Annotated in this window: 11 protein-coding genes; 5 read left to right on the top strand and 6 right to left on the bottom strand. The window is 42.2% G+C overall.

Translation table 11 applies throughout. The features are described from left to right. Positions 1–86: 86 nt before the first annotated feature. The 5 genes from JCM19055_RS17280 to JCM19055_RS17260 all read right to left on the bottom strand — a co-directional run bounded on the left by JCM19055_RS17280 (position 87) and on the right by JCM19055_RS17260 (position 3,515). A complete protein-coding gene (locus JCM19055_RS17280; protein ID WP_042360611.1) occupies positions 87–266 on the bottom strand; it encodes a hypothetical protein in 180 nt (59 codons plus the stop codon). Between the two features lie 15 nt (positions 267–281). Then, positions 282–1,139, bottom strand: coding sequence for an NAD(P)-dependent oxidoreductase (locus JCM19055_RS17275; protein ID WP_042360610.1), 858 nt, complete (start codon positions 1,137–1,139; stop codon positions 282–284). Positions 1,140–1,199: 60 nt separating this feature from the next. Then, positions 1,200–1,943, bottom strand: coding sequence for a type I methionyl aminopeptidase (gene map, locus JCM19055_RS17270; RefSeq protein ID WP_042360609.1), 744 nt, complete (start codon positions 1,941–1,943; stop codon positions 1,200–1,202). Positions 1,944–2,050: 107 nt separating this feature from the next. Then, on the bottom strand, positions 2,051–2,890 hold the full coding sequence (locus JCM19055_RS17265; RefSeq protein WP_042360608.1) for an aldo/keto reductase: 840 nt from the start codon (positions 2,888–2,890) through the stop codon (positions 2,051–2,053). Between the two features lie 70 nt (positions 2,891–2,960). Beyond that, a complete protein-coding gene (locus JCM19055_RS17260; protein WP_042360607.1) occupies positions 2,961–3,515 on the bottom strand; it encodes a histidine phosphatase family protein in 555 nt (184 codons plus the stop codon). Positions 3,516–3,616: 101 nt separating this feature from the next. Here JCM19055_RS17260 and JCM19055_RS17255 point away from each other — a divergent pair, with 101 nt between their 5' ends. Then, positions 3,617–4,576, top strand: coding sequence for an MBL fold metallo-hydrolase (locus JCM19055_RS17255; RefSeq protein ID WP_042360606.1), 960 nt, complete (start codon positions 3,617–3,619; stop codon positions 4,574–4,576). A 65-nt stretch (positions 4,577–4,641) separates the two neighbouring features. Here JCM19055_RS17255 and JCM19055_RS17250 read toward each other — a convergent pair whose 3' ends face one another. Then, positions 4,642–5,160: a type 1 glutamine amidotransferase domain-containing protein gene (locus JCM19055_RS17250; RefSeq protein WP_042360605.1), complete on the bottom strand. Its 519-nt coding sequence runs from the start codon at positions 5,158–5,160 to the stop codon at positions 4,642–4,644. 265 nt (positions 5,161–5,425) lie between these two features. On the opposite strand from JCM19055_RS17250, the gene JCM19055_RS17245 reads away from it, so the two are divergent. From JCM19055_RS17245 to JCM19055_RS17230, 4 genes are read left to right on the top strand one after another with little or no spacing between them, the layout of a single operon-like run. Then, positions 5,426–6,358, top strand: a complete 933-nt coding sequence (locus JCM19055_RS17245; RefSeq protein ID WP_042360604.1) for an ABC transporter permease — start codon at positions 5,426–5,428, stop codon at positions 6,356–6,358. Positions 6,359–6,360: 2 nt separating this feature from the next. After that, on the top strand, positions 6,361–7,305 hold the full coding sequence (locus JCM19055_RS17240; protein WP_042360603.1) for an ABC transporter permease: 945 nt from the start codon (positions 6,361–6,363) through the stop codon (positions 7,303–7,305). A 4-nt stretch (positions 7,306–7,309) separates the two neighbouring features. After that, on the top strand, positions 7,310–8,320 hold the full coding sequence (locus JCM19055_RS17235; RefSeq protein ID WP_042360602.1) for an ABC transporter ATP-binding protein: 1,011 nt from the start codon (positions 7,310–7,312) through the stop codon (positions 8,318–8,320). A gap of 23 nt (positions 8,321–8,343) precedes the next feature. Next, complete coding sequence (locus tag JCM19055_RS17230; protein ID WP_042360601.1) at positions 8,344–10,020, top strand: peptide ABC transporter substrate-binding protein; 1,677 nt, start codon at positions 8,344–8,346, stop codon at positions 10,018–10,020. Positions 10,021–10,040: the final 20 nt, after the last annotated feature.

Here is a 10,040-nt window from a genome sequence, read left to right as displayed (position 1 = left end):
CCCGCTTGCTACACCCTCGCCCCCGCTTGCTACACCCTCGCCCTATCCGCACAAACAAAAAAAACTTGCAACGACGGTTGCAAGTTTTAGGAACGTGAATGTTGTAGTGCTCTATAGATTCCGATGAATAGGTTAATTTGCGCGAGACTAAAGAATATAATCCAGAGCAAACTGCCGACGTACATGATGAATGCAGAAACTGCAGTTAGGAGTAGTGCTGAGATCATCGGAAATAGTACGGTTTTGTCTTTCAGAATTTCTTTCATGCCAAACCCCTTATCTTATTGCCAAAGCTTGTAGATCGATTGCGTTCCACTGTCTGTTTCGCCCTTTTCGGCGAGTTCATCGTAGAGCGATTTTACGAGTGCGAGACCGGGTAGGTTTTTGTCCATCGCTTCGACTTCTTCTAACGCAATGTCCATATCTTTAATAAAATGTTTTACGTAAAATCCTGGTTCAAAATCACCATTTAACATGCGTGGTGCGAGGTTGTTCAATGTCCAACTACCGCCTGCTCCTTTTGAAATGGTGTCGAGCACTTTTTGTTGGTCGAGCCCTGCTTGCTTTGCATAGCCGAGCGCTTCGCCTGCACCAATCATGCTGGCAGCAACAGCAATTTGGTTGCACATTTTTGCATGTTGCCCACTACCTGCAGGTCCGTGGAGTTGGATGTTCGTGCCCATTAATTCAAAAACCGGCAACATCTGCTGGAACGCCTGCTCCGAACCACCGACCATTATTGTTAGTGTACCATTCTTAGCGCCAACATCGCCACCTGAAACGGGTGCATCTAGTGCTGAACATCCCCGTTCCTCAGATGCCTTGGCAATCCGCTCAGCTAGAGACGGTTTTGATGTAGTCATATCAATCAACGTTGTTCCTGATTTTGCTGATTGCAACAATCCATTCTCTTTGAAATAGACGTCCTCCACATCTTTTGGATAACCAATCATCGTAATGATCACTTCGGAGCTTTCTGCTAGTTCTTTCAGTGTTGATTTCCAGTGTGCACCGATTGTAAGAAGTTCGTCTGCTTTTTCTTTCGTTCGAGTATACACGTTGACTTCATGGCCCGCTTCTAAAAGATGCTTCGCCATGCTTTTACCCATTACACCGATTCCAACAAATCCTAGTTGCATAATACCCCTCCGTATTCTATTAATTCCGATTTCTTTATGTAAAGAGGCAACGCCTCTTTATCATGTAACAATGATTGGTTCGTCTTTTGTGACGATAATCGTATGCTCTTTTTGGGCAACGAAACCTCGCTCTTTCGTGAGTAACGTCCAACCGTCATCTTTTTCATAAATCTCTTCTGCTTTTGTCGAAACGAATGGTTCGTATGCAATTACGGAACCTTCCGTAAAGAGTGAGCGATCCCAAGGGATGTAGTAGTTGTAAATATGGTCTGGTTCGTCTCGAAGTGATGAGCCGACACCGTGGCCTGTTAAGTTCTTAATGACTGTGTACCCGAGTTGCTTAGCGGTACGATTCACTGCTCGGCCGACACCGTTCATCTTCGATCCAGCCTTAAACTTCTTTAAGCCTTCATCAAAGACAACATCTGTCGCTTTCAAAAGTTTCTCAAGCTCTGGATTTGAAGTTGAGCCCACTACAAATGATTTCCCTGTATCTACCCAATAATCGTTGTACGCCCCTGATACATCGATATTGACGAGGTCACCGCCTTGAATTTCACGTTTTCCTGGAATCCCGTGTGCAACTTCTTCGTTTACACAGATACACGTATACCCTGGGAAATTGTACGTGCTAATTGGTGCAGAAATCGCTCCGTACTTTTTAAACATGCGCTCTGCAATTTCATCAAGTTCTTTCGTTGTAATACCTGGCTTTGTCTGTGCAATCATTTCATCACGTATTTCAGAAATGACCTTCCCAGCATCCTTTAAGCCTTGGATGTCTTTTTCGCTTGTTGCTATCATCGTCTAGACTCCTTTAATCTTTGTACTCTCATTGTATCCCCTATGAATTAAATCAACAACCAACAGAGAAAGAGCATCCATTTTCATTAAAAATGGATGCACTATCATTAAATTTGTTCGTACACAACGTCTGGGTCTGGCCCTCTACGCTCATCGCGATTTAATTGATCGATCAGCATCATGTCTTCTTCAGTTAAAACAAAATTGTAGATATCTGCGTTTTCCTCAATACGTTCAGGTGTCTTTGACTTAGGTATAATAACTGAGTCTTGTTGTAAATGCCAACGTAACACCACTTGCGCTGGAGTTTTATGATAGCGGTTTGCTATTTTTTCAATAACGGGGTCACTCAATACATTGCCACGCCCTAACGGACTCCACGCCTCAAAGACGATATCTTCTTCCTCCATATAATCTTTGAGTGCATATTGTGTCAAATACGGATGACATTCAACTTGATTAATGACAGGCTTTACATTCGCCTTCGTCTCAAGTCGTTTAAGATGATCAATTTGGTAGTTGCACACACCAATCGCTCGAACTAACCCTTCACCTTCGAGCCGTTCGAATGCGCGCCACGTATCATGAAAATGACGTTTACTCGGCCAATGTACGAGTAACAAATCAACATAATCAAGCTTCATCTCTTCAAGTGAATCGTGAAATGCACGTAACGCTTGATCGTATCCTTGGTCGTCATTATGCGTTTTTGTTGTAATAAAAAGATCTTCTCTATTCACCGAGCTATTCCTCAACTGCTCTGCCATTAAGCCTTCATTCTCATACAACTTCGCTGTATCGAATGATCGATAACCTACATCTAATGCCTTATGAATGGCTGTCTCGGCTTCTGAAGGTTCGTTAATGAGATACACGCCAAAACCGTGTTGAGGCATCATCAACCCATTGTGAAAGCGAACAACGTCTTTGATTGAATTACTTGTCATTAACTAACCCTCCTAGTGAGTATGATCACATGTTTATTATATCCTGAACGCACACGACATTCAAAGAAAGTCATGAGAGATCAATCGCCTTAATTTCCACTTGAGTTTTTGAAACGATTACTTTGTAAATCGCAGGCATCGGCATCATTCTCCACGATTCAAACGTAAACGATGGATCATAGGTTGAAAGGATTAATGTTAGGAGATTCCCATGTGTTGCGATTACGATTGATTTATTTTCATGCGCTTCTATGAGTTGTTTTGTTGCCGCCTGACCTCTTCGTTGTGCTTGACCATTTGACTCTCCACTTCCATAATACAAATCCGGGTTTTCCCATAATGCCTTAATCTTCTCTTCGAAGTTTGGCTCAAAGCCGAGTCCGCTTTCTCTTTCACGAAAAGCATCTTCTAGTTGAACCGACAGCCCTTTTTGCTTTGCTAGTGGTTTAATCGTTTGAATTGCTCGGTGATACGGACTTGAGACGATCTGATCTACTTTAATTGACTCAAACTGCTTTGCAATTGCTTCGCTTTGGATACGTCCGACTGATGACAACGAACGGTTTCGTTCATCGTCTGAATAAGTCGCATGTGCATGTCGGATAAAATAACAGCTCGTACTCATCGCCTCACCTCTGATTCACCTTTCATTGCACGTCCTAGCTACAAGTATGATAAACTATTCAAAAAAAAGACAGTTCATCACTCATTAAGGAGTGGCAAAAGATGAAAATCATACCCATTCACGTAAAAACTGAACGAGCGCTTCGAAGTTTTAACTTTTATCTCGTTCAACATTCTAACGAGCTCATTTTGATTGATGCAGGATATGATACGGAAGATTGTTGGAATGGGCTAGTTGAAGCATTACAAACCCATCTTCTCCAGTTATCGGATCTTACTGCAATCGTTCTAACGCACCATCATCCCGATCACGTTGGGCTCGTCAATCGTATTCGCAAACAAATTGACGTTCCGTTATACGTTCACCCTGAATCGGTGCACCGTTTAACGCGAGAACCTACCTTTATGGAAATGCGAATTAACTTTTACAAAGCATTATATCAACAAGCGGGTTGCGGAGCATTCGGCGAGAAGCAAATCGATCGTTTGCAACGCTCTAAAGAGACGAACATAGGCAATCGAATTGAAGGCGAACTAACATTGATCGATGTATCAAAGCCTTTATTCGACTTTGACTTAGTTGAAACACCAGGGCATGCCCCTGACCAAATTGCACTCCAATATGACGACATCCTCATTTCAGGTGATTTATTGATTCACCATATCTCGAGCAACGCGCTAATTGAGCCTGACAAACATGGCAATCGATTGTTTACGATGCAACAACATATTGATTCCTTACAAACTGTCCAACAACTAGACGTTCAAACTGTATATCCAGGACACGGGTCTGTCATTACAAATCATCAAACACTCATTCAGGAACGTCTTCTAGGAATTCAACAAAAAGCCGAGCATTTACGAGAGTTAATGCTCCAAAAACCGATGACAGCGAATGAATTGGCAATTACTATGTATCAAAAACGATATGAAACTCAGTTCCCTCTCGTCATGTCTGAGATCATCGGACACCTCGATTATATGGAAAGTAAAAATATGACTGTGAAGACAGAAAAAGGCGGTATATTTGAATTTGAACCGGTTTTTGATCACGTTAAATGAATGAGCATTCAGTCAAAACCACTATCTAAAAAAAAGCATCCCTTCATCATAAGGGATGCTTTTCATTAACCTTCTAGTACTTTTAATGATTCGCGGTTGAACGCTGGTAAGTCATCTGGTGTACGACTTGTTACGAGATTCCCTTGGCATACGACCACTTCTTCATCTTTAAAGATTGCACCTGCGTTCTTTAAATCAGGAACGATTGGTTTTACGCCAGTGACGGTTCTACCTTTCAATACGTCTGCATTAATGAGCAGTTGTGGACCGTGACAAATGGCCATGATCGGCTTGCCGGCATCAGCAAATGCTTTCGTAAAATCTACAAAACGATCGTCACCACGAAGGATGTCTGGTGAAAAGCCACCTGGCAACAATAAAGCATCGAATTGTTCCGGTTTAACCTGATCAATTCCTTTGTCGATGGTAACCGTTGTATCGTTTTGCTTACCGGTTACTTTATTGCCTGCCTCTTTCTCAATCGTAACGAGCTCATGACCGGCATCCTGAAGATTCTTCGCTGGATCTGTGTATTCAATATCCTCAAATAAATCTGTAATGAGTACAGCTACTTTTTTACTCATGAGAGAAACATCCTTTCAAGTCTAATTGTCGTTCTAGTAAATTGATTCCCATTTCTATTTCTCCGTAAACATCCCACTATTCATCCGCTCTATTACTATATTGATATATTAATCACTTTTCATCATTTTACAAATTGTCTATCATTTTATTGACGGATGTTGTCGTTTACATTATTGTTAGACTATAACTAATTCATGTTATTGATGTGCGATTTATCGCTTGTCGGATTACTTTACAATGATATGAAAGGAGGTACATGACGATTTGCTGAAATTTATTGGAAAACGGTTTTTATGGATGATTGTTACACTTTGGGTAATCATCACCGTCACCTTTATTCTCATGCGTTTTGCTCCTGGTAGTCCGCTAGATATTGATGACGTAGGAATGAGCGACCAAGCTCGAGAGAATATGATGGCCCATTACAATCTCGACCAACCTGTCATCCTACAATATTTAAATTATCTGAAAAATGCCATCACTTTTGATTTTGGACCTTCTATGGTGACTCGTTCACGTGAAGTTAGTGACATGCTAGCCAGCGGTTTTCCAGCCTCTTTGCAACTCGGCTTAGTAACCCTGATCTTAGCAGTCATTTCTGGGATCATTTTAGGTGTGTTAGCAGCACTCCGACATAACAAGTTGATTGACTATATGACGATGTTTATCGCCATCATCGGAATTTCCATTCCGAACTTTATTCAAGCCATGTTATTCATTCAATACATAAGCAGTCAATTCGATTTCTTCCCAACAGCTCAATGGGGAACGTGGCGGCATGCGATCTTGCCTGCACTCGCCCTTGCATCTGGTCCAATTGCCATTATTGCACGGATGACTCGCTCAAACATGCTTGAAGTGTTAACCGAAGATTATATTAAGACCGCCAAAGCAAAAGGGCTTTCTAATTTCCAAATCGTCGTCAAGCATGCACTTCGAAATGCATTGCTACCTGTCATTACAATTCTCGGTGTTCTCGTTGCAAGTATTTTCACTGGAAGCTTTGTAGTTGAGCGAATTTTCGCAATACCAGGAGTTGGTCAATACTTCGTCGAAAGTATTACAAACCGTGATTACCCGATGATTATGGCAACGACGATTATCTACAGCACAATCTTTATAATTATGATGTTCATCGTGGATGTTGTTTACGGCATTGTAGATCCAAGAATACAACTACATAAGAAGGAGGAATAAACATGGAAGATAGAAGTCCGAAGAAATCGGCCTCTAACGTCCCTGATGAATGGTTTGTTCCTCTGCCGAAAGAAGAACAACAAGAAACGATTCATCATAAAGGAGATAGTTACTGGAAAGATGTGATGGGGCGCTTGTTTGCGAATAAGCTTGCTGTCACAGGTCTAATCCTCATTATCTTACTAACGATTATGGCGATTATAGGACCTTTCCTTACTGAGCACACGTATCGCTCTCAATCTATTTTAAATAGCAACACGGCTCCAGACTCAACGTACTGGTTCGGCTCAGACGAATTAGGACGAGATGTATTCACGCGTGTATGGTACGGCGCAAGAGTTTCCTTATTTATTGGACTTGCAGCGGCTTTAATTGAATTTGTTATTGGTGTTACTTATGGAGGCGTCTCGGGGTATCGCGGTGGCAAAGTCGACAACGTAATGATGCGTATCGTCGATGTCTTGTATGGTCTCCCATACCTACTCGTCGTTGTTTTATTAATGGTCGTTATGGGACCAGGCTTGTTTACGATAATTATCGCTCTTTCTATTACGGGGTGGATCGGTATGGCTAGGCTCGTAAGAGGGCAAGTTCTCCAACTCAAAAATGCCGAATACGTTCTCGCCTCTCGCGTTTTAGGAGGAAGTAATAACCGCATCATTCGCAAGCACCTGTTACCGAACACATCCGGCCCAATCATCGTATCCATGACACTTACGATACCAACAGCCATTTTTGCTGAGGCTTTTCTAAGTTTCTTAGGACTAGGTGTACAAGCACCTGTGGCAAGTTGGGGTACGATGGCCAATGATGCATTAGGTGTTATCCAAACAGGTTATTGGTGGCGATTATTTTTCCCTGCGTTTTTCATCTCTTTGACGATGTTTGCCTTTAACGTCTTTGGAGACGGTTTACGTGACGCACTCGACCCTAAAATGAGGAAGTGAGCAAATGACTGAAGCAACAACAAAAGAATTACTGTTAGAGGTTGATGACCTTCACGTCTCATTTCCCACTAAACGAGGTGAAGTGCAGGCCGTTCGAGGGGTAAGCTTTTCCTTATATAAAGGTGAAACGTTAGCCATTGTTGGTGAATCGGGATGCGGCAAGAGCGTTACTGCTCAAAGTCTTATGCGTCTCGTCTCCACACCACCAAAGTCTGGGAGCATTCGCTATAAAGGAGAAGAATTAACGACCAAAACGGAAAAACAAATGCAAAAGCTACGCGGGCTTGAGATGGGCATGATCTTTCAAGATCCAATGACTTCCTTAAACCCCGTCATTACAGTCGGAGAGCAAATCCGCGAAGGCTTGCTACGGCATCAAAAGATGTCTAAAGACGAAGCAACAAAAGAAGCAATCGAGATGCTACGCCTTGTGGGCATCGCCGATCCTGATAAACGAATGAAGCAATATCCGCACCAATTTAGCGGCGGGATGAGACAACGGTTAATGATTGCGATGGCACTTGTTTGTAAACCAGACATTCTGATTGCCGACGAACCAACAACAGCGCTGGACGTCACCATCCAAGCTCAAATTATTGAATTGTTCCAAGAGATTCAAAGAAAAACAGGTGTCGCAATTATCATTATCACGCATGATCTTGGCGTTGTCGCTCAAATCGCTGATCGAATCTGTGTGATGTATGCCGGTAAAATCGCTGAGACGGGTACGAGCTATGAAGTGTTCAAAGAGCATCGTCATCCGTACACCGAAGGCATTTTGAAATCTGTTCCAAGAATGGATGGCAACCGGGACGTTCCATTAATCCCTGTACCAGGTACACCACCTAACTTAATGAACCCTCCAGTAGGGTGTCCCTTTTACATGCGGTGTGATTACGCAATGAAAGTGTGTAAAGAGGTCGCTCCACCTAGAACTGATTGCAATGAATCGCATTATGTTCATTGTTGGCTACAAGATGAGCGAGCTCCATCTATAAAACAGCTTCACTCATAAACTATCATTTAGGGGGAAAGAAAATGAAGAAGAAATGGCTAATGCTCATGTTTACGTTAATGTTAAGCATGGTACTCGTTCTTGCTGCTTGTTCAGATGAAGGTAGCGATAGCGAAGAAAGTGACGATGACGCGAATGACACAGAGGAAACTGACGATGATGATAGCGCAGCAGGGGAAAGTGAAGCAGGAGACAATGTTCTTGTCGTCAACAATGAATCTGAACCAACGTCTTTAGATCCACCAATTGGAAACGACCAATATTCCTATGATGTCCTTAACAACATTGGCGAAGGATTGACTCGTCTTGGTGCTGATGAAGCTGTTCCAGAGCCTGCAATGGCTGAAGACTGGGATGTTTCTGAAGATGGATTAACGTACACGTTTAACTTACGTGAAGGCATCACATGGACAAACGGTGAACCTGTCACCGCTCAAGACTTCGAATTTTCTTGGAAACGTTTAGCAGATCCTGACACTGCATCTCCAGCAGCACAACATTCTTATTGGATTGCTGGTGCTGAAGATTTCAACGCAGGTGAAGCGGATGAAGAAGATGTTCTCGTTACAGCAATTGATGATCAAACACTTGAAGTCGTTTTAGAGAATCCAACTGAATTCTTCCCGTCAATTACTGCAATGCCACAACTCTTCCCGGTTCATAAAGAAACGGTTGAAGAAGATGATAACTGGGCAGGTAGCCTTGACACGATCGTAACAAACGGGCCTTTCAAAATGACTGAATGGGATCATGATGTAAGAATTCTTCTTGAAAGAAACGAAGATTATTGGGATGCAGAAAACGTTGCACTTGATGGTGTTCAGTATGAAATGATCGATGACTCTTCTACAGCGTACCAATTGTATGAAGATGGAACTCTTGATACTGTGGCAATGCCAGCTGACATGATTGAAACGTTAATCGATAGCGAAGATGCTTTCGTAGCACCACGTGCAGGAATTGAATTCCAACGTTTTAATGTAAACGAAGAACCATTCCACAACAAGAAAATCCGTCAAGCATTTAACTATGCAATCGATAGCCAAATTATCGTTGACCGCATTATTCAAGGAGACGAAAACATTGCTGAAGGTTTTGTCGCTTATGGTTTCCTAACTCCAGATGGGGAAGACTTCCGTGATGTTGCTGACAGTCACTACCCTTATGATCCTGAAACTGCACAACAACTTCTTGAAGAAGGTATGGCAGAAGAGGGCTATGATGAGCTCCCTACTGTAACGTTCTCATACAACACATCAGATCAACACAGCATTGTTTCTCAAGCCATTCAAGAAATGATTCTTGAAAACTTAGGGATTGATATTCAACTTGAGAACAGTGAGTGGGCAGTATTCATGGAAGCACAACAAGGTCTTGAGCTTCAATACTCTCGTTCTTCATTCTTAGGTGGTTACAATGACCCGATCAACTTCTTAACAAACTTTACAACAGACAACCCGATGAACCGTACTGATTTCAGTAATGAAGAGTTCGACGCATTAATTAATTCGAGTTATGAAGAAGATGATGCTGACGCACGTTTTGATTTACTCCTTGAAGCAGAGGCATTGTTAATGGAAGAAGCGCCAATTGTACCACTCTACTTCTACAACCATACATTCTTGTATAAACCAGAAGTAAATAATATTGTTCGTCATCCAGTAGGCTTTGTTGAGTTTAAATACGCAAGTTTAGACTAAAGCGAATCGGTGCCCAGATA

Origin of the sequence: Geomicrobium sp. JCM 19055 (assembly GCF_000698185.1) — a bacterium.
Lineage (GTDB): Bacteria > Bacillota > Bacilli > Bacillales > Marinococcaceae > Geomicrobium_A > Geomicrobium_A sediminis.
The sequence above is the reverse complement of the archived record's forward strand: the minus strand, read 5'-3'. Positions and strand labels throughout refer to the sequence as shown.